Source organism: Enterobacter sp. MGH 24, assembly GCF_000493015.1.
Classification (GTDB): Bacteria; Pseudomonadota; Gammaproteobacteria; order Enterobacterales; family Enterobacteriaceae; genus Enterobacter.
In genome coordinates, this window is record NZ_KI535657.1 from 2,964,919 (window position 1) to 2,982,551 (window position 17,633).

Genomic DNA, 17,633 nt, shown 5'->3' on the forward strand with positions numbered 1-17,633 from the left:
CAGGAATTACTTCTGGAACCATTTTTTGTAGATGGTTTCGTAGGTGCCGTCTTTCTTCACTTTTTCCAGCGCAGCGTTAAATTTCTGCTGCAGCTCAGTGTTGCCCTGACGAACGGCAATCCCCAGACCGGTACCGAAGTAATCCTTATCGGTCACTTTGTCGCCCACAGGCGCCAGCTTGTCGTTCGCTTTCAGCCACTCGGTCACGACCGCGGTATCACCAAATACGCCATCGATACGGCCATTTTGCAGATCCAGCTTCGCGTTCTGGTAGCTGTCATACGGAACGGTGGTGATTTCCGGATGTTTATCCATGATGAATTTCTGGTGCGTGGTGCCGTTCTGCACGCCGACTTTTTTGCCTTTCAGCTGATCGACAGAGGTGAATTTACCTTTCTGACCAATGAACAGGGCGGAGTTGTCGTAGTAAGGGGTGGTGAACAGCACCTGCTTTTCACGCTCCGGGGTGATGTCCATACCGGCCATCACGGCGTCGATACGGCGGAACTTCAGGCTTGGGATCAGGCTATCGAACGCCTGGTTGCTGAAGGTACAGGTCGCGTCGATCTCTTTACACAGGGCGTTAGCCAGGTCCACGTCGAAGCCAACAATTTTGTTGTTCGCATCAATGGATTCAAACGGAGGGTAAGAGGCTTCCGTGGCGAAACGAATGGTCTGGGCTGCGGTAGCGGAAAGGGTAACGCCAGCAAGCAGCACGGCAAGTAATACTTTTTTCATTATATTTCCCCTGACACAATCAATGAGATAAATAGTTTTTGAAGGCATCGGTTTGCGGGTTCGCGAAGCAGCCCGCATCACCTTGCTCAACGATATAACCGTTTTCCATATAGACCACACGGCTGGCGGTTTTACGCGCCACTTCCACTTCGTGGGTGACGATAACCTGCGTAATATTGGTTTCCGCCAGCTCGCGAATGATGCTGACGATCTGGGCGGTGATTTCCGGGTCCAGCGCCGCGGTCGGTTCATCAAACAGCAGTACCGCTGGCTCCATCATCAGCGCGCGGGCAATGGCCACGCGCTGCTGCTGACCACCGGAAAGGTGCAGTGGATAGCGGTCGCTGTAAGGCTTAAGGCGCAGACGATCCAGCAGCTTTTCGGCACGCGCAATCGCCTGATCCTTGCTTAACCCCAGCACGCGGCACGGCGCTTCAATCAGGTTTTGCAGAACGGTCAGATGCGGCCAGAGATTGTATTGCTGGAAGACCATGCCGACGTTTTGACGCAGTTCGCGAATCGCTTTATCAGACGGCGTTTTCGCGAAATCAAAATGGTTACCGGCAATTGCCAGCGTACCTGAACGGGGCATTTCAAGCAGATTAAGGACGCGCAGAAGGGAGCTTTTGCCTGCACCGCTTGGTCCAAGCAAAACCAGCGTTTCGCCTTCCGGGCAGTTCAGCGTGATGTCAAACAGCGCCTGGTGTGCGCCGTAGAAGCAGTTAATGCCGTTTAGTTTAATACTCATCGGGGCAGTCTTTACTCATCCAGGCAATCTATAGCAATTGAGGCCGCAGATAGTACCGTTGACAGAATAGTTATGCAATATTTCTGCGTTAAAAGTTAAATATAACCCGTGTTTCCTCTTAAACATAGCACAAAATAGCGAACGGTAAGGTCGGCGAGTATAAATGTCGGCATTCCGCATGAAATGCCGCACATTTTACGGGGGTTACCGGGTTGCATCGGCGGGTTTAGCGATTCTCAATCGACTGGCGAAGCGTGCCTGCCGGGGCATGAACGCTGCCGCCCACGTAGCGCACGTCGTCTACCGCCCAGCACTGTCCTTCACGGATCATCAGCACTTCATCCTGCCAGGTTTGGGTTCCCTGCGTCAGCTTCACGCGCAGCGGAATATTGCGGGCATCGGTGTTCGGGATGGTTGACGCGCTGGCTACTTCAGCGCTGTCCGGCAGCGTGGTACGGCTGGAGAACGGGTCGGATTTCAGCAGGGCGTTATGCTGCGGATCGCGGGTGGCGTCGTTAAGCAGTTTTGCCAGGCCGTCGCTCAGATACGGGCGCAGGCCGGTGAGATCGTTGCTGCGGTGCTGAATGCGATAATCATAGAACTGTTGCGCCACGGTGTCCGGGCCGCCCTCGATGCAGGGGCCGCTGCGGGTACCGATATCCTTAAAGGCTGGCGTGACCGTGGTGGTACAGGCGCTGAGCACCAGCGCGCAGGGCACCAAAAGTGTTAAAGCAGAATAGCGCATGTTGATTTCCTTATTTATTAACTATCCTTTCAATCATAGCGTAACGAACCGATAATGCTGTGCCTAAGGCATTGAACGCTAAAGAAGGAGAGAAACCATGCAGTTTTCAACAACGCCAACCCTGGAAGGGCAGACAATAACCGAGTATTGCGGCGTGGTCACCGGTGAAGCGATTCTCGGCGCCAATATCTTCCGCGACTTTTTTGCCGGTATCCGCGACATCGTTGGCGGCCGCTCGGGCGCATACGAAAAAGAGCTGCGTAAAGCGCGCGAAATCGCCTTTAAAGAGCTTGGCGAGCAGGCGGAAGCCCTCGGCGCGGATACGGTCGTGGGGATTGATATCGACTACGAAACGGTCGGGAAAGATGCCAGCATGCTGATGGTGAGCGTAAGCGGTACGGCGGTAAAAACCCTGCGATGAAGCGTTCGTATGCGACACTCCTGCTGGCGCTGCTGCTGGCAGGGTGTGCCACCGAAAAAGGGATCATCGACAAAGGCGCCTACGAGCTGGATACGCGACATCAGGCGCAGGCGGCTTACCCGCGCATCAAGGTGCTGGTGATCCACTACACCGCGGATGACTTTGACAGCTCGCTGGCCACGCTGACGGATAAGAACGTCAGCTCGCACTATTTGATCCCGGCTAAACCTCCGGCACCGGACGGTAAACCGCGCATCTGGCAGCTGGTGCCTGAGAGCGAACTGGCCTGGCATGCGGGCATCAGCTTCTGGCGCGGCACCAACCGCATCAACGATACGTCTGTCGGCATTGAGCTGGAGAACCGCGGCTGGCAAAAAACCTCCGGCGTTAAGCACTTTACCCCGTTTGAGCCTGCGCAAATTGCGGCGCTGGTGCCGCTCGCCAGAGACATTATCACCCGCTACAGCATCAGGCCTGAAAACGTGGTGGCCCATTCGGACATCGCGCCCCAGCGCAAAGACGACCCCGGTCCGCTGTTCCCGTGGCACCAGCTCGCTCTGCAGGGCATTGGCGCGTGGCCCGATCCGGCGCGCGTCGCGTTCTATATAAACGGGCGTCCGCGCTATCAGCAGGTGGATACCGGGGAATTACTCGATCTCCTCGCACGGTATGGCTATGAAGTGCCGGCTGATAGCACCCCGGCGCAGCAAAAGCGCATCATCACGGCGTTCCAGATGCATTTCAGGCCTGACCTGTGGAACGGCGTCGCGGACGTCGAAACGATGGCCATTGCTGAAGCCCTTCTGGAGAAGTACGGACAGGGGTAATCCTTCGGAATACCCCCGAATGAGTCGTTTTCTCTTTGATTCCTTCAGATTAATCTTAAGTACAAACTCAATTCATTTTTAGTTAATTGACTTAAAATTATCCGGATTTAAGATAGATGCATAGCTTGCTAAGTAATGCAGCAAAAAATCATATCGAACTTATTCTTTATTTTTCTCCTTGAGAACATCATCAGGAAAATATTCGAGTTGTAAGGCTTTTTTTGCCTTACGCCTGCATTTTTAAAATCCACATCTTAAATCGGGTATAACAATGTTAAGCATCTATGCAAAAAAATTACGTCCGCAACATGAAATGGACGCCATTATTTCTGCAACGTCAGGTTTTGAAGAGAAAACCTTAAAGAAATGGCAGAAAATATCCACGTCTGATTCGCAATATATTCATATTATCGTAAGCGGTGAAGTTGAATTCCGACGCGAATCCGACGAACTGTGTATGTTCACGGTGACGGGCCAGTGCATTTTTGGTCTCTCATCTATGTACTACAGCGCAACCCATATGTACGGCCTCGTTCGCGCTAACACCGTGGTGCGCTCGATCAAAAAAGAGGTCTTCGCGCAGCTGATGACGGACAACAATTTATGGCCTGAACTGACCAAAGTGCTGGCCTGGTACATCTGCATGCTGAGCAAACGTGACGATGTGCTGGTTGCCCGCAGCGCTTATTCAGTGGTGCGTGAATTCTTGTACGAGATTAATGAACTGATTGTGCTCCATCAGCGTGATATTAATATCTACGATTATATTCAGGAATACACCAACCTGGCGCGTAGTACCATTATTAAAATCCTCTCCGACCTGAAGAAGGGTCAATATATTGTTGTGGAAAAAGGACGACTCCTTAACCTGACAACGTTGCCTGAAAAATATTAATTACTCCAGCCGGTCGCCTTTCTGACTCAAAGGCGATCGGTCATCCACCTTATGTCGCACCCTCGACTGTAAATTATCCTGCGTTTCGTCCACCGGCGGCGCGGGAATTTTGCCGTGCGAATAATCCTGCTCCTGTTCTTTTAACGCCTGCTTAAACAGCTCAGTTAAAGAAGCATCCTCGCCGCCTGCGCTGGCGGGAGCGGCATCATGCGCTTCGGTGCCCGGTAATGTATCTCGCGACGTATCGTGCGGTTCGGCGCCGTCGGGCGCTTGTTGCCAGTCGGCATCATCGCTGTTAATCGGCAGATCCTGCATGTCAGGTACGTCGGCCTGCACCGGCGCCGGTTTCGGATGCGGATGCGGGAACGGCTTGCTGACATACACGTAGTGCATATCGGAAAGCTGCGTTTCGGGTTTCGCGACGCTCGCTTTTTTTACCGGTTCCGGCGCAGGATGGCGCAGGCTCCAGTAAGTATGCGCGTACAGGCCCGCCATCAGCATGGCGCACAAGCCCAACGTCCATAAAAAGGCGTTGCCAAAGATTTTTCTCAGGCTGGGGAGGCGGTACGAAAACCAGACCGCTTCCCCGGAAACGTAGCTGCGCTGAGCAGCAAGACAGATGGTAGACATCAGGAATGCTTCTCCTGCTTTTTCGCGTCCGGCGTGGAACGCGAGGCCTGAATTAATACGCTCGGCGTGGAATGCGTTTCACGCATTAACTGCATCAGCGTATCTTCCCCCGGAATACCATCCACATGCAGATGCATTTGTTGCTGGAACTCACGGGTGCGTTTCACCATCTCCGTTGTCCAGGTCTGGGCATGGGTTTGCGGCTGGTTAAGGGCCACGCTTAACTGCCGATCGAGCCAACCCATGTCTTTTGCATCGCTGGCGGCGCTGATGGCGTCTTTGCCTTCCGGCGTCAGGCGGTGCAGCTGGGTATAGTTCCCGGTGGCATGCTGGTTAAACCAGCTGCGGCTCACCTGCCAGGTACGGTTGTTCATCAGCAGGTCGAGTGAGGTATCTCCGACGCGAGCGACCACAGCATAGTTGAGGTGATTGCCGGTTTTCAGTTCGCTTACCCACGGATAGCCTTCCTGCGCCAGCGCGTCCGGTGAGGCGTTCCCCTGCTTACACATCAGGTTCACCTTCGCGGCGTTTTGACACAGGGCATCGTCCGCCGAGGCGTCATACCCCCACATCAGATAAAGCTGATGCATGGCGTCCGGCTGATTCACCACCTCGTTGTCGATAACCGGCACCACGGGCGCCTGTACTTTTGGCGTCGGGTGTTGCCAGCTCACGGGAACGGGCAGTTGAACCGGCAGTCTTGCACTAATAGAGGAGGTTAAATACCAGCCGCAGGCGGCGAACAGCACGGACGCGAATAATCCCACGGTTGCCAGGCGCTTACCGTGTTTTTTCGCGGGCAGGATCTCACCTGCCGCCAGGCGTAAATGACGCGGGCTGACCTGTCTTGCCCGTTCGGTCCAGGCGGCCAGCAGCGACAGGTGTGCCAGCTCGTTCAGGTTGCTGATACTCCCTTTGGTCAGGACATGCATCTTGCGCACGCGCGCCGGCGTTAACGGCGAAGTATCGCACCCGTGCTCCTCACACTGCGCCTGAACATAGCTCAGGAATTCGCGGCAGGTCAGGGGACGCAAGGTATGATGTGTGTGCGTGTATTCACGCAGTTCAGGCTGCTGATTCAGAACGGCTTCCTGATCCGCCGCGCCCATCAACACCACGGACAACCGGAAATCCAGCTCCTGAGCGCGGGTGAGCAGCATCGCCAGGACTTCCCGGCAGTTGTCTTTCATCGCTTCGGTATGGGCGATGACCAGCACTTTGGCTTTCGCTTTCCCCTCCTGCCACTGACGCAGAACGGCATCCACCGCCTGAAGCCGGTTCTTGCTCTCTTTCGTTCCCGGATTGAGTTTGTACAGCAGGCTACTGGCACTCAGTTTTGGAAACGCGTTGATGGCAAGCACGCCAGGATTAGCGGATTTCAGGGCACTGCTGAACTGGCCCAGCAGCGGGGCATCGCTGGAAAAGAGCCCGGTAATTCCCGCCCGTTGGGTTTTCTCTTTCAGCAGGTTGAACACGTCCTGATGATAAGGCACCAGAAAATCCCCGGATAAGCGGGTTATTTTCCGAAAGGGCGGATTTTTAAAATTAAAGTGGCTCTGATACATAACGACTTACCGTCTCTGATTAGGAATAGCAACAGGACGAGAAAGTAAAGCAACGCTATAGGGTGGTCAATTTGCGCACAGGGTAAAAATATCCTGCCGGTGAGGCCTAACATCTGGATTTTATACGGTCAATATTTTTCGGTATGAAAGTTAGCGGCAAAGTCAGTGGTCGTTTTTACAGCGTGAAATTACTCTTTGCTCACATATTGGCGCAGCACGACGCTGCTTATTTTCGCTTTGTTAAAGGCCAGATGAAAAATGAGGTTCTCATTTCTGTCACGGTGGGTAACGCCTTGCATTATGTTTGCGCTGTTAATTTTTTGCGGCCAGCAAGGGTATCTGACGTTTAAAGATTATAAAAAAGTTACGAATAAGTTGGCTAATGCTGATGCGCAGCCGCTGAAAAAACGTCATGACGAAAAGCCATTCACCCTTTTCACGGCAGCAATACGTCAGGACAACACGGCAACGGCGGTAAACGCCCCGCTGGCAGCGGAGATAGAAGGCATTGTTCGCAGCGATGACGCCTGGCTTTCGTTCGCCGTTATCAAAACGCCGGGTGGCCAGAAGAGCTACCGTGAAGGCGAGCCGCTGATCGGGTTTAACGATGCTTTTATTCAGGAAATTAACAAAGACAATGTGGTGGTTAATTACGAAGGTGCTACGCAGGTACTGGCATTAAATAAACCTGATTATTTTAAGGGCGGCGTTGACAGCGGCCCGGTGACCAAATCGACGAAAGATGCAGGTGCGGAAAGCGTGCATCTGAATGATTACCTGGTGTTAAAGCCGTTAATCGAAAAGGGCCAGCTGGAAGGCTACAACATTAATCCAAGGAATGCCTCCTCCTTCTACAGCCATTCGGGTCTGAAAAAAGGGGACGTGGCCGTAGAAGTAAATTCTGTCGATATGACCGATGAAGCTAAGGCAAAAAATATTATTGCCAGCTGGTCGAAAATGAAAGAAGCGGAGGTCGTCGTCAGGCGTCACGCTCACCTTGAAAATATTCGGGTTAATGTTCTAAACAATTAACAAGTGTACAGACATGAAGAAATTTCCATGGGCGTGCGTGGCGCTGACCGCATTGTCGTTATATTCGAGTTCGCTGCTTGCAGCCAACTTTAGCGCGAGCTTTAAAAATACCGATATCCGCGAGTTTATCGATACTGTAGGCCGCAATCTGAACAAAACCATTCTCGTCGACCCGTCCGTTCAGGGCTCTGTGTCGGTGCGAACCTACAACGTGCTGACGGAGGATGAGTACTACCAGTTCTTCCTGAGCGTGCTGGACCTGTACGGCCTGTCGGTGATCCCGATGGACAACGGCATGGTGAAAGTGGTGCGCTCAAGCGTAGCCCGCACCGCCGGCGCGCCGCTGGCGGACAGCAAAAACCCGGGCAAAGGCGATGAGATCATCACCCGCGTGGTGCGCATGGAAAATGTGCCGGTACGTGAACTCGCTCCGCTGCTGCGCCAGCTTAACGATGCCACCGGCATCGGTAACGTGGTTCACTTCGAGCCGTCCAACGTGCTGCTGTTGACCGGTAAAGCCTCGGTGGTGAACCGCCTGGTGGATCTGGTGCAGCGCGTCGATAAAGACGGTATTCAGCGCCGCGAAATTGTGCCGCTGCGCTTTGCCTCTGCTAAAGAGCTCTCGGACATGTTGAACAACCTCAACAACGAAGAGCAGAAGGGGCAGAACGCGCCGCAGCTGGCGACCAAAGTGGTGGCGGATGACGAAACCAACAGCCTGGTGATCAGCGGCTCGGAAGATGCGCGCACGCGTACCCGCTCCCTGATCCAGCAGCTGGATCGCGAGCAGAACAACGAGGGGAATACCCGCGTCTTCTACCTCAAATATGCCAGCGCCACGAAGGTGGTGCCGGTTCTCACCGGGATTGGCGAACAGCTGAAAGACAAGGCCGGCACGCCGAAGGCGAAAACCGCCACCGCGTCCAGCGAGCTGAACATCAGCGCCGACGAGTCAACCAACTCACTGGTGATCACCGCCCAGCCTAACGTGATGAACTCGCTGGAGAAGGTGATCGACAAGCTCGACATCCGCCGTCCGCAGGTGCTGGTGGAAGCGATCATTGCTGAAGTGCAGGACGGTAATGGCCTGGATCTCGGCGTGCAGTGGACCAGCAAGCACGGCGGCGTGCAGTTTGGCTCCACCGGCCTGCCAATCAGCCAGGTCAAGAACGGCACCATGAAGGGGGCGAGCTTCACCGGCCTGGCGACCGGCTTCTTTAACGGTGATTTCGGGGCCCTGGTGACCGCGCTCTCTACCGACGGCAAAAACGATATTCTCTCCACGCCAAGCGTGGTCACGCTGGATAACAAAGAAGCGTCGTTCAACGTCGGTCAGGATGTGCCGGTTCTATCCGGCTCCCAGACCACCAGCGGCGACAACGTCTTTAACTCCGTTGAGCGTAAGACGGTCGGTACCAAGCTGAAAATTGTGCCGCAAATCAACGACGGCGACATGATCCACCTGAAGATTGAGCAAGAAGTCTCCAGCGTCGACAACAGCGCGACGGAGGACGCCAGCCTCGGCCCAACCTTTAACACCCGCACCATCAACAACGAAGTGATGGTGCACAGCGGGCAAACGGTGGTGCTCGGTGGCCTGATGGAAAACGTCACCAAACAGTCGGTCTCCAAAGTGCCGCTGCTGGGCGATATTCCGCTGGTGGGGCAGCTGTTCCGCTATACCTCGCAGGATACGTCTAAACGCAACCTGATGGTGTTTATCCATACCACCGTTCTGCGCGACGACGATAACTACAGCGCGGCGTCGAAAGAGAAATATGACCAGATCCGCGCCCGCCAGCAGCAGCGCGTGGAAGAGAAAAAGCTCGGCATTATCGAACCCACGGATAACGCGGTCCTGCCCGCGTTTCCCGTTGACGCCAGCGCTGCGCCGGTAAAAACCAGCGCCAGCGCACCGCGCAATCCGTTTAAACACTAAGACGGAGAGGGCACCGTGGACGAACTGACTAAAACCCTGTGTAGCAGCAGCTACGCAAAAGATAACGGCGTTTTGTTTTACAACAGCGACGTCTATATCCGTGAAGACACCCCGGCGTTTGCACTGCTGGAGGTGCGCCGGGTGCTGGGACGCGCGTTCGTTCCGGTGACCCTGACCTCGGAAGCCTTTGACGAGCTGCTTGCCAGGATCTGGCAGCAGAGCAGCGGCGTGTCGCAGCAGCTGGTGGACGATATGGACGCGGATATCGATCTGATGGCGTTAACCGAGGAGATCCCGGATAACGAGGATCTGCTCGATAACGACGAAAACTCCCCGGTGATCCGCCTGATCAACGCCATTCTCGGCGAGGCGGTCAAAGACGGCGCGTCGGATATTCATATCGAAACCTTCGAGCGCACGCTGAGCATTCGCTTTCGCGTTGACGGCGTGCTGCGCCCGGTGCTCCAGCCGGCGCGCAAGCTGGCGCCGCTGCTGGTGTCGCGCATCAAGGTCATGTCAAAACTCGACATTGCCGAGAAGCGCCTGCCGCAGGATGGCCGTATCTCCCTGCGCATTGGCCGCAAGGCGATCGACGTGCGCGTCTCGACCATTCCGTCCCAGTACGGCGAGCGCGTGGTGATGCGTCTGCTCGATAAAAGCAACCTGAAGCCCGATATCAACAAGCTGGGCCTGATTGATGAAGAGCTGGAGAAGTTAAAAGGGCTGATTGACCGCCCGCACGGCATTATTTTGGTCACCGGGCCAACGGGCTCCGGTAAAAGTACCACCCTGTACGCCATTCTCTCGGCGCTGAACGGCCATGAACGCAACATCCTGACCGTGGAAGACCCGATTGAATACGAGCTGGAAGGGGTGGGGCAGACTCAGGTTAACCCGCGCGTGGACATGACCTTTGCCCGCGGGCTGCGCGCTATTCTGCGTCAGGATCCGGACGTGGTGATGATCGGGGAAATTCGCGACGGCGAAACCGCGCAAATTGCGGTGCAGGCGTCGCTCACCGGTCACCTGGTCATGTCTACGCTGCACACCAACAGCGCCGCAGGGGCAATTACCCGTCTGCGCGATATGGGGCTGGAGTCCTTTTTAATCGGTTCATCGTTGCTCGGTGTCATTGCCCAGCGTCTGGTGCGTCGGCTGTGTACCCACTGCCGAACCACCAGTCCGCTGGACGCCAATGAGAAAGCGCTGTTCAGCTTTATGGACGCGCCCCCCAAAGCGATTTACCGCGCGGTGGGCTGCGAGCACTGCCGCCAGAGCGGCTACCAGGGGCGTGCCGGCATTCATGAGTTCCTCGTCGTGGACAGCACCATGCGTCGGGCCATTCATGAAGATAAGGACGAGATGTCCATCGAAACGCAGCTCTTTAAGCAGGCCTACAGCCTGCGCGAAAACGGGCTGCTGAAGGTGATTAGCGGCGTAACCTCGCTGGAAGAGGTGATGCGCGTCACCGCCGAACGTGGGGGAGATGAGTAATGGCCTTCTACGCCTGGACGGCGACGGACGCGGCGGGTAAAACCCAGCGCGGCACCCTGCAGGCCGAGGGGCAAAAGCAGGTTCGCCAGATGTTGCGCGAGCAAAAGCTGATGCCCGTCAGTATCACCGAAACCCGCGAGGCGGCGGCGTCCGGGAAAGCAAAAACCGGGGCAAAGCTCTCCACGCCGGTGCTGTCGATGTTTACCCGTCAGCTCTCCACGCTGGTCAACGCCGCGCTGCCGCTGGAGAGCGCGCTGAAGGCGATCTCGAAGCAGACGGAAGACAAAAAGCTGGCGACGATGGTGGTGGAGATCCGCGAGAAGGTGGTGGAAGGGCATACGCTCTTCGACGCCTTTAGCCAGTTCCCGCGCACCTTCGACAAGCTCTACTGCACGCTGGTGATGGCCGGTGAAAAGACCGGCCACCTGGGCGACGTGCTGGAGAAGCTGGCGGAGTACAACGAGCAGCGCCAGAAGATGAAAAGCAAGCTGACGCAGGCGATGGTCTACCCGATTACCCTGACGGTGGTGGCCATCGCTGTCATCAGCATTCTGCTGGTGGCGGTGGTGCCGCAGGTGATCGAGCAGTTCACCCACATGAAGCAGCAGCTGCCGATCACCACCCGCACGCTGATTGCGGTGAGCGATTTCCTGCAGGCCTACGGCATCTATATTGTCGGGATCCTGGGCGGTGGGTTTGTCGGCTTCAAAACCTGGCTCAGGAATGCCAAAAACCGTTTTCGCTGGAACCGCTGGCTGGTGAACGGCGCGCCGATTAAAAAGCTGGTGTGCGCTATCAACAGCGCCCGCTATATCCGCACCCTGAGCATTCTGCAGGCCAGCAGCGTGCCGCTGCTGGAGGGAATGTATATCGCGATGGACGGTATCGAAAACCTCTACGCCCGGCAGGTGCTGGAGCAGGCGGCGGATACCGTGCGTCAGGGTGCATCGCTTTACGCGGCGCTGGAGCAGGCGAAGCTATTCCCGCCGACCATGCTGTACATGATTGCCTCCGGCGAAGAGAGCGGGGAATTGGGCAATTTAATGGACCGCGCGGCGGAAAACCAGGAATCGGCATTACAGCATCGCATTACGTTAACGCTGTCGGTATTTGAGCCGGCGCTGGTGGTCTCCATGGCGACGATTGTTTTATTCATCGTGCTGTCAATATTACAACCGCTTCTGCAACTTAATAATATGGTAGGTTAAATCATGGCTATAAAAAGAAAACACCTGGCTCGCCAGGCGGGCTTCACGTTGCTCGAATTAATGGTGGTGATCGTTATTCTCGGCGTTTTAGCGAGTATGGTGGTGCCAAACTTAATGGGTAATAAGGAAAAAGCGGATACGCAAAAAGCGACCAGCGATATTGTCGCGCTCGAAGGTTCGCTGGATATGTACAAGCTGGATAACCACCGCTATCCGACCACCGAACAGGGATTGCAGGCGCTGGTGACCAAACCTGAAATCGCGCCTATCCCTAACGGCTACCGCGCCGACGGCTATATTCGCCGCCTGCCGCAGGATCCGTGGGGCGGGGATTATATCCTGGTGAGCCCGGGCGAACACGGTGCGGTTGACGTCTTCTCTGCCGGTCCGGACGGTGAAGCCAATACCGCCGATGATATTACGAACTGGTCTCTGGATAAGAAAGAGAAATAATGAAACATCAACGCGGCTTTACGTTGCTGGAAATTATTCTGGCGCTGGTGATATTTGCCAGCTGCGCCATGATGGTGGTGTCAACAATACCCTCGCGCAGCGGTGCGGATATATTTGGCCAGCAATTAAAAGCGCTCGTTGATTATGGTTCAGACCGTGCGGTGATGGATGGAAATATCGTCGGGCTGGTAATGACCACGGATAACTATCAGCTGGTGACGCTTGAGGATAAAAACGGCGAGCGCCGCTGGGTGCCGTTATCCGCGGGGCGTATTACCACCAAAGGCGATTTCCCTGAGGAGATGCACGTTTCGCTCTCGCCGCAGCGTCTTGCCGCCACGGTCGCCTCCGAGCCGCAGGTGCTCTTTTTGCCGGACGGCGAAATCAGCCGCTTTACGCTGACGCTGCAAAGCTACGACAAACAGCACCATTTCCGCGTGGTGTCGCAGGGCGCGGCTCCGGTATCGGTAGAAAACGATGGCTAACGGAAAGAAAAAGCAAACGGGAATGACGCTGCTGGAGGTCATGGTCGCGCTGGTGATCTTCTCCACCGCCGCGCTGGCGCTGATGAACTCGGTCTCCCTGAACGTGCGTTTTACCCACGGGCTGGCCGACACGCTGCAGGCGAGCTGGGTGGCTGAGAATCAGCTGGCAGAAGCGCAGCTCGCGAAAACCGACTTCCCGGATGCTGAGCAGCAGGGAACGGAGATCATGGGCGGACGCAGCTGGAACTGGCGCAAGCAGCGGGTCAAAACCGCCGACAGCGGCTGGGCTAACGCCATCCGCGTGTATGCGGAGGGCGACGACAGCCAGCCGGTCATTACGTTACAGATCGTTGGGCCGGGAGAGAGCCAGTGAAGAGAACCCGACGCCAGCGCGGTTTTACCCTGCTGGAGATCATGATTGCGCTGACCATCTTTGCGGTGATCAGCACCCTGGCCTGGCAAATTCTGGATGGCGCGATGCGCACCAGTTCGGCCACCGATGCCAGCGCGGCGAAGCTCAATCAGCTCCAGCGGGCCTGGAACCTGATGGAGCGCGATTTCTACCAGCTGCAGGCGCGCGCGCCGCGCAACGAGCCGGAACTGTTTCGTCAGGTGGACGACGCGCTTGAGCTGACCACGCTGAACGGCGTAAGCGGAACGGTCCAGCTGGAGCGCGTGCGCTGGCGGCTGGAAGCGGGGCGGTTGTATCGCGACGTCTGGCCGGTGATTGACGGCCCGGCGGACGCCAAACCGGACGAGGTGCCGATTGTCAGCGAGGTGAAATCCCTCCAGTGGCGTTTTTACCGTCAGGGCTGGCAGAAAAGCTGGAACGACCCGGCGCATCTGCCGGACGGCGTGGAGCTGACGCTGACCATGGAAAACGGCGATACCTGGCGCTGGGTGTTCACGACCCCGGGCGATCTGCCTGAAGCGGCCACACCCGCGCCGGCCGCAGCGCCAGAGGCCGCGCCTGTCCCGCAGCCTGCACCGGAAGTGAAGCCATGAGCCGATTACAGAAACAGAAAGGTGTTGCCCTGCTGGTGGTGCTGATCCTGCTGGTGATGATGTCGGCGCTGGCCGCCAAAATCAGCCAGCAGTTCTGCCGCAACCTGCAAAAAACGCATTACCAGGTGAGCCAGCAGCAGCTGCGCTGGGCGATGCAGGCGCAGGAAAAGGTGGTGAAGGACCGGCTGCAGGCCGACGCCAGCGGGGAAAGCAAACCGCTCTCCCTCGAGGGCGACTGGCATCAGCCGCTGGAAACCCGGGGTGAAGACTACACGGTGGTCAGCCAGGTGGAGGACGCGCAGGACTGCTTTAACGTCAATAACCTTCTGGCGGTCGAAAAAATTGCCCAGGGGCAAAACGCCCCGGCGGTGCAGGAAAAGCCGCGCAGAGAGCAGATTGTTGAACAGCTTCTGACGGAGAGCGGCCTGAGCCAGACCAACGCCGAAGAGGTGTATCTGCAGCTGGTGGACTATCTCGATGGCGACACGACGACGGCCAGAGAAGGCGCGGAGACCGATGCCTGGGCAGGCGTGGTCCCCGCTCGCCAGCCGGCGAACCAGATGATGCGCACGATTGCCGAGATCAAGCTGCTGCCTGCGTTCCCGGCTGCCGCTTACCCGAAGGTGAGCAAGCTGCTGTGCGCGCTGCCGGACTCCGCCAGTAAGGTGGATGTGAACACCCTGAAGCCGGAACAGGCCGCCTTACTGGCCGCCCTGTTCCCCGGAAAACTCAATGAAGATGATGCCGCTCGCCTGATTGAATCGCGTCCTGAAACCGGCTGGGAAAATAGGGAAACCTTCAGCAAAGCGCTGGAGCAGACCTTCCCGCAGTTAAAGGACGACCTCCCGCAGGTGGCCGACTATCTCTCCATTAATAGCCGGTATTTCCGCGTGAACTATACCGGCAATACCGATGAATTAACGCTTCGCGTGGTGAGCCAGCTTCAGGTGAATAACGAAGCCGGTGAGATCGTGACGTGGCAACGTCGTTACCGAATGAGTGAATAAGAAAAGTAGAACGCTATGAAACAGGTCCTTTTTGTTCGTCCCGACAGCCGCGAGGGCGGGAAAATAATGTGGTGTGTCTCCGGCAGCGAGCAGGTTGAGGTGCTGGAGAGCCTGGACGCGCTGGTGGACCATCCTCTGGCCGCCCGCGTTTGTTTGCTGCTGCCCGCCAGCAGCATGATCTTCCGCCACTTTACGCTGCCGAAGAAAGTGGCCTCGCAGGCGACGGCATTCTCGTGGATGGCGGAAGAGACGCTGATTGGTGACGTGGATAACCTTCACTGGACGGTGCTCAAAAAAAAGGGCGCCGAGGTCGATGCTGTGGCGATTGATGCCGATCTGCTGCGCGCATGGTTAACCCGTTTTCAGGCCGCTGGAATGAAGGTGATTCAGGCGTTGCCGGATGCCTGGCTGCTGCCGGTGGCTGAAGGGGGAAGCACGCTTGTCCAACAGGATGAAAGCTATTGGCTGCGTTTATCCCCTCACACCGCCGGGGAGATGGAGGCCAGCCTGCTGCCGCTGCTGATGCAAAAAGCGGGCGAGGGCGAGGTGTGCTGCTACGGCGCGCAGCCTGAGGGGGTTGACGTGGACCTCCTGCAGCCCTGGCAGCACCCGCTGGTCCTGATTCAGCCGCAGTGGCAAACCTGCCGCGTGAATATTATGCACGGTGAATTCAGTGCAAAGGCGGGCACGGATAAAGCCCGGAAAGGCATCAAAGCGGCAATGGTCGCGGCGGGCCTGCTCTCTCTCGGCCTGCTGCTGGGCCCGCGCGTCGCCATGGCCTGGATGCTCGTTCAGCAGGAGAATGCCATTCAGCAGGAGATTGTTCAGGTTTACCAGCACCATTTTCCCAGCATGCGCCAGCAGACCAACATCAAATACCACTTTGGTCAAAACATGAAGAAACAGACCAAAGGGGTATTTTTGCAGCTTGAAGCACTGGAGAAAGCCAGGCAGGCCGTACCGGCGATGGAGATCGATCTGCTGGAATACGATGCTCAACAGAATACGCTGACGCTGAGCGTCAGTGCGCAAACCCAAACCGCGTTGCAGACGTTTGTGAAGCAGGCCGGTGAAAACTTTGATTTCACCCTGCAGCCTGTCTCCACCGCTGCGCCTTATACCGCCATGATCGCAGGGAAATATAAATGAAAGAGCGAATCGCGCAGCTTAAGTCTCGTTACCAGAATTACAGCGTCAGGGAAAAAGTTCTTATAAAAATGTTTGCCGTTGCCCTGGTGGGGGCGGCCGTTTATTACGCAGGTGTGATCCCGCTGGATAATATGATTCAAAACAGTAAAGCCACGCTAAGCAGACAAAAAGAGACGCTGAACTGGATGCGCAGTGAAATAGATAAAAATCATCTGCAGGTACAGATTATCAAAACGGATAATCCACGTACGGTGGTGGAGAATAGCGCGCATGAGATTAATTTGTCACTGACGGATGTGCGTCAGGATGGGCAAACTTTATCCTTTGTGGTCAGTCGCGTTAACGTTTACGAATTAAAGAGCTGGCTGCGGGAAATTAACCAGACCGCAGGCGTCAGGCTGCAGAAAATGAGCCTCACCCCGGTCGATCATCTCAGTGACGTAAAAGCCGAAGTGCAGCTCACCTGGAGCAAAACCGTATGAACACCTTCGCGCTGATGCGGGACGCTTACCCGGTGGGGTTCCCGGTGATGAGCGCGATCCTGGGCGGTATTGTGGGGAGCTTTCTGGGGGTCGTCGCCGAGCGCGTACCGGGCATGGTGATGGACGACGAGGGCGGAGGCAATTTGCTGTTCCCGGCCTCGCACTGCCCGGCGTGTCAGCACGCGCTGGCCGCCTGGGAGAATATTCCGCTGGTCAGCTGGCTTATTTTACGCGGACGCTGTAGCCGATGCGGCGCCGCGATTCCATTGCGGATATTTTTAATCGAACTTTTTTCCGCGCTGTTTTTTGGCATCACTGCCTGGTGTATGCCGAACGTCCAGGCCTTGTTCTCCCTGTGGCTACTGGCGGCGTTTTTATTGCCCCTTTCCGTGATCGACTGGCGGCACCAGCTGCTGCCAGACTGCCTGACCCAACCCCTGCTGTGGGCGGGATTATTACTCCATGCGTTTGACCCTACGCTGCCGCTGTGCGATGCGCTGTTCGGCGCCGTGGCGGGCTATCTGTCTCTCTGGCTGCTGTACTGGGCGTTTCGCCTGACCACCGGGCGGGAAGGGCTGGGATATGGTGATTTTAAGCTGCTGGCGGCCCTGGGGGCCTGGTGTGGCTGGCAGGCATTGCCCTCGCTGGAATTAATCGCTGCGTTGAGCGGTATTGTCGGTTATTTCGCTTTAACGCATTTAAATAAAAATAACCTCACTATTTCTTTCGGACCTTATCTCTCATTTGCTGGAATAGTGGTGTTTAGTGCACAGCAGTTTGCTTTCATATTTTAAATATTCAGGTCAAGTT

The 17,633-nt window shown here is 56.2% G+C and carries 20 protein-coding genes; 15 read left to right on the forward strand and 5 right to left on the reverse strand.

Annotated elements, in window-relative coordinates:
- Window positions 1–6: 6 nt before the first annotated feature.
- The 3 genes from artI to L370_RS07965 form a co-directional block, all read right to left on the reverse strand.
- Window positions 7–738 carry an arginine ABC transporter substrate-binding protein ArtI gene (gene artI / locus L370_RS07975; protein WP_008500032.1) on the reverse strand — a complete coding sequence of 244 codons (732 nt, stop codon included), beginning with the start codon at window positions 736–738 and terminating at the stop codon, window positions 7–9.
- 19 nt (window positions 739–757) lie between these two features.
- Window positions 758–1,486 carry an arginine ABC transporter ATP-binding protein ArtP gene (gene artP, locus L370_RS07970; protein ID WP_023335075.1) on the reverse strand — a complete coding sequence of 243 codons (729 nt, stop codon included), beginning with the start codon at window positions 1,484–1,486 and terminating at the stop codon, window positions 758–760.
- Window positions 1,487–1,712: 226 nt separating this feature from the next.
- The gene (locus tag L370_RS07965; protein WP_023335076.1) at window positions 1,713–2,231 is read right to left on the reverse strand and encodes a lipoprotein; all 519 of its coding nucleotides are present in this window, start codon (window positions 2,229–2,231) and stop codon (window positions 1,713–1,715) included.
- 97 nt (window positions 2,232–2,328) lie between these two features.
- Between L370_RS07965 and L370_RS07960 the strand changes: the two genes are divergently transcribed.
- The 3 genes from L370_RS07960 (at window position 2,329) to L370_RS07950 (ending at window position 4,374) form a co-directional block, all read left to right on the forward strand.
- Window positions 2,329–2,652 (forward strand): heavy metal-binding domain-containing protein, encoded by a 324-nt coding sequence (locus tag L370_RS07960; protein ID WP_023335077.1) that lies wholly within the window; start codon window positions 2,329–2,331, stop codon window positions 2,650–2,652.
- Complete coding sequence (locus L370_RS07955) at window positions 2,649–3,479, forward strand: N-acetylmuramoyl-L-alanine amidase (RefSeq protein ID WP_023335078.1); 831 nt, start codon at window positions 2,649–2,651, stop codon at window positions 3,477–3,479. Before L370_RS07960 ends, L370_RS07955 begins: the two co-directional genes overlap by 4 nt.
- Window positions 3,480–3,750: 271 nt before the next feature.
- On the forward strand, window positions 3,751–4,374 hold the full coding sequence (locus L370_RS07950; protein ID WP_023335079.1) for a helix-turn-helix domain-containing protein: 624 nt from the start codon (window positions 3,751–3,753) through the stop codon (window positions 4,372–4,374).
- Here L370_RS07950 and L370_RS07945 read toward each other — a convergent pair whose 3' ends face one another.
- Entirely contained in the window at window positions 4,375–5,004 is a 630-nt protein-coding gene (locus tag L370_RS07945) for a hypothetical protein (protein ID WP_023335080.1), read from the reverse strand. It abuts the gene before it with no gap.
- Window positions 5,004–6,569 (reverse strand): ExeA family protein, encoded by a 1,566-nt coding sequence (locus L370_RS07940; RefSeq protein WP_023335081.1) that lies wholly within the window; start codon window positions 6,567–6,569, stop codon window positions 5,004–5,006. Before L370_RS07940 ends, L370_RS07945 begins: the two co-directional genes overlap by 1 nt.
- A 300-nt stretch (window positions 6,570–6,869) precedes the next feature.
- Here L370_RS07940 and gspC point away from each other — a divergent pair, with 300 nt between their 5' ends.
- From gspC to L370_RS07880, 12 genes are read left to right on the forward strand one after another with little or no spacing between them, the layout of a single operon-like run.
- On the forward strand, window positions 6,870–7,601 hold the full coding sequence (gspC, locus tag L370_RS07935; protein WP_032666585.1) for a type II secretion system protein GspC: 732 nt from the start codon (window positions 6,870–6,872) through the stop codon (window positions 7,599–7,601).
- A gap of 13 nt (window positions 7,602–7,614) precedes the next feature.
- Window positions 7,615–9,540, forward strand: a complete 1,926-nt coding sequence (gene gspD / locus L370_RS07930; RefSeq protein ID WP_023335083.1) for a type II secretion system secretin GspD — start codon at window positions 7,615–7,617, stop codon at window positions 9,538–9,540.
- 15 nt (window positions 9,541–9,555) lie between these two features.
- The gene (gene gspE / locus L370_RS07925; protein ID WP_023335084.1) at window positions 9,556–11,034 is read left to right on the forward strand and encodes a type II secretion system ATPase GspE; all 1,479 of its coding nucleotides are present in this window, start codon (window positions 9,556–9,558) and stop codon (window positions 11,032–11,034) included.
- A complete protein-coding gene (gene gspF, locus L370_RS07920) occupies window positions 11,034–12,242 on the forward strand; it encodes a type II secretion system inner membrane protein GspF (protein ID WP_023335085.1) in 1,209 nt (402 codons plus the stop codon). Before gspE ends, gspF begins: the two co-directional genes overlap by 1 nt.
- A 3-nt stretch (window positions 12,243–12,245) precedes the next feature.
- Window positions 12,246–12,695 (forward strand): type II secretion system major pseudopilin GspG, encoded by a 450-nt coding sequence (gene gspG, locus L370_RS07915; RefSeq protein ID WP_014169334.1) that lies wholly within the window; start codon window positions 12,246–12,248, stop codon window positions 12,693–12,695.
- Entirely contained in the window at window positions 12,695–13,180 is a 486-nt protein-coding gene (gene gspH, locus L370_RS07910) for a type II secretion system minor pseudopilin GspH (protein ID WP_023335086.1), read from the forward strand. The genes gspG and gspH overlap by 1 nt, the downstream gene beginning before the upstream one ends.
- Window positions 13,173–13,553: a type II secretion system minor pseudopilin GspI gene (gene gspI, locus L370_RS07905; RefSeq protein WP_032639022.1), complete on the forward strand. Its 381-nt coding sequence runs from the start codon at window positions 13,173–13,175 to the stop codon at window positions 13,551–13,553. The genes gspH and gspI overlap by 8 nt, the downstream gene beginning before the upstream one ends.
- Window positions 13,550–14,185 (forward strand): type II secretion system minor pseudopilin GspJ, encoded by a 636-nt coding sequence (gene gspJ, locus L370_RS07900; protein ID WP_023335088.1) that lies wholly within the window; start codon window positions 13,550–13,552, stop codon window positions 14,183–14,185. Before gspI ends, gspJ begins: the two co-directional genes overlap by 4 nt.
- Entirely contained in the window at window positions 14,182–15,192 is a 1,011-nt protein-coding gene (gene gspK / locus L370_RS07895; RefSeq protein WP_023335089.1) for a type II secretion system minor pseudopilin GspK, read from the forward strand. The genes gspJ and gspK overlap by 4 nt, the downstream gene beginning before the upstream one ends.
- 15 nt (window positions 15,193–15,207) lie before the next feature.
- Complete coding sequence (gene gspL, locus L370_RS07890) at window positions 15,208–16,341, forward strand: type II secretion system protein GspL (RefSeq protein ID WP_023335090.1); 1,134 nt, start codon at window positions 15,208–15,210, stop codon at window positions 16,339–16,341.
- A complete protein-coding gene (gspM, locus tag L370_RS07885) occupies window positions 16,338–16,823 on the forward strand; it encodes a type II secretion system protein GspM (protein ID WP_023335091.1) in 486 nt (161 codons plus the stop codon). The genes gspL and gspM overlap by 4 nt, the downstream gene beginning before the upstream one ends.
- Window positions 16,820–17,617 carry a prepilin peptidase gene (locus L370_RS07880; RefSeq protein WP_023335092.1) on the forward strand — a complete coding sequence of 266 codons (798 nt, stop codon included), beginning with the start codon at window positions 16,820–16,822 and terminating at the stop codon, window positions 17,615–17,617. Before gspM ends, L370_RS07880 begins: the two co-directional genes overlap by 4 nt.
- Window positions 17,618–17,633: the final 16 nt, after the last annotated feature.

Bases quoted from the DNA above. Each gene is read 5' to 3' on its own strand.
- artI (WP_008500032.1), bottom strand. From the start codon at position 738: ATGAAAAAAGTATTACTTGCCGTGCTGCTTGCTGGCGTTACCCTTTCC.
- artP (WP_023335075.1), bottom strand. From the start codon at position 1,486: ATGAGTATTAAACTAAACGGCATTAACTGCTTCTACGGCGCACACCAG.
- L370_RS07965 (WP_023335076.1), bottom strand. From the start codon at position 2,231: ATGCGCTATTCTGCTTTAACACTTTTGGTGCCCTGCGCGCTGGTGCTC.
- L370_RS07960 (WP_023335077.1), top strand. From the start codon at position 2,329: ATGCAGTTTTCAACAACGCCAACCCTGGAAGGGCAGACAATAACCGAG.
- L370_RS07955 (WP_023335078.1), top strand. From the start codon at position 2,649: ATGAAGCGTTCGTATGCGACACTCCTGCTGGCGCTGCTGCTGGCAGGG.
- L370_RS07950 (WP_023335079.1), top strand. From the start codon at position 3,751: ATGTTAAGCATCTATGCAAAAAAATTACGTCCGCAACATGAAATGGAC.
- L370_RS07945 (WP_023335080.1), bottom strand. From the start codon at position 5,004: ATGTCTACCATCTGTCTTGCTGCTCAGCGCAGCTACGTTTCCGGGGAA.
- L370_RS07940 (WP_023335081.1), bottom strand. From the start codon at position 6,569: ATGTATCAGAGCCACTTTAATTTTAAAAATCCGCCCTTTCGGAAAATA.
- gspC (WP_032666585.1), top strand. From the start codon at position 6,870: ATGTTTGCGCTGTTAATTTTTTGCGGCCAGCAAGGGTATCTGACGTTT.
- gspD (WP_023335083.1), top strand. From the start codon at position 7,615: ATGAAGAAATTTCCATGGGCGTGCGTGGCGCTGACCGCATTGTCGTTA.
- gspF (WP_023335085.1), top strand. From the start codon at position 11,034: ATGGCCTTCTACGCCTGGACGGCGACGGACGCGGCGGGTAAAACCCAG.
- gspG (WP_014169334.1), top strand. From the start codon at position 12,246: ATGGCTATAAAAAGAAAACACCTGGCTCGCCAGGCGGGCTTCACGTTG.
- gspH (WP_023335086.1), top strand. From the start codon at position 12,695: ATGAAACATCAACGCGGCTTTACGTTGCTGGAAATTATTCTGGCGCTG.
- gspI (WP_032639022.1), top strand. From the start codon at position 13,173: ATGGCTAACGGAAAGAAAAAGCAAACGGGAATGACGCTGCTGGAGGTC.
- gspK (WP_023335089.1), top strand. From the start codon at position 14,182: ATGAGCCGATTACAGAAACAGAAAGGTGTTGCCCTGCTGGTGGTGCTG.
- gspL (WP_023335090.1), top strand. From the start codon at position 15,208: ATGAAACAGGTCCTTTTTGTTCGTCCCGACAGCCGCGAGGGCGGGAAA.
- gspM (WP_023335091.1), top strand. From the start codon at position 16,338: ATGAAAGAGCGAATCGCGCAGCTTAAGTCTCGTTACCAGAATTACAGC.
- L370_RS07880 (WP_023335092.1), top strand. From the start codon at position 16,820: ATGAACACCTTCGCGCTGATGCGGGACGCTTACCCGGTGGGGTTCCCG.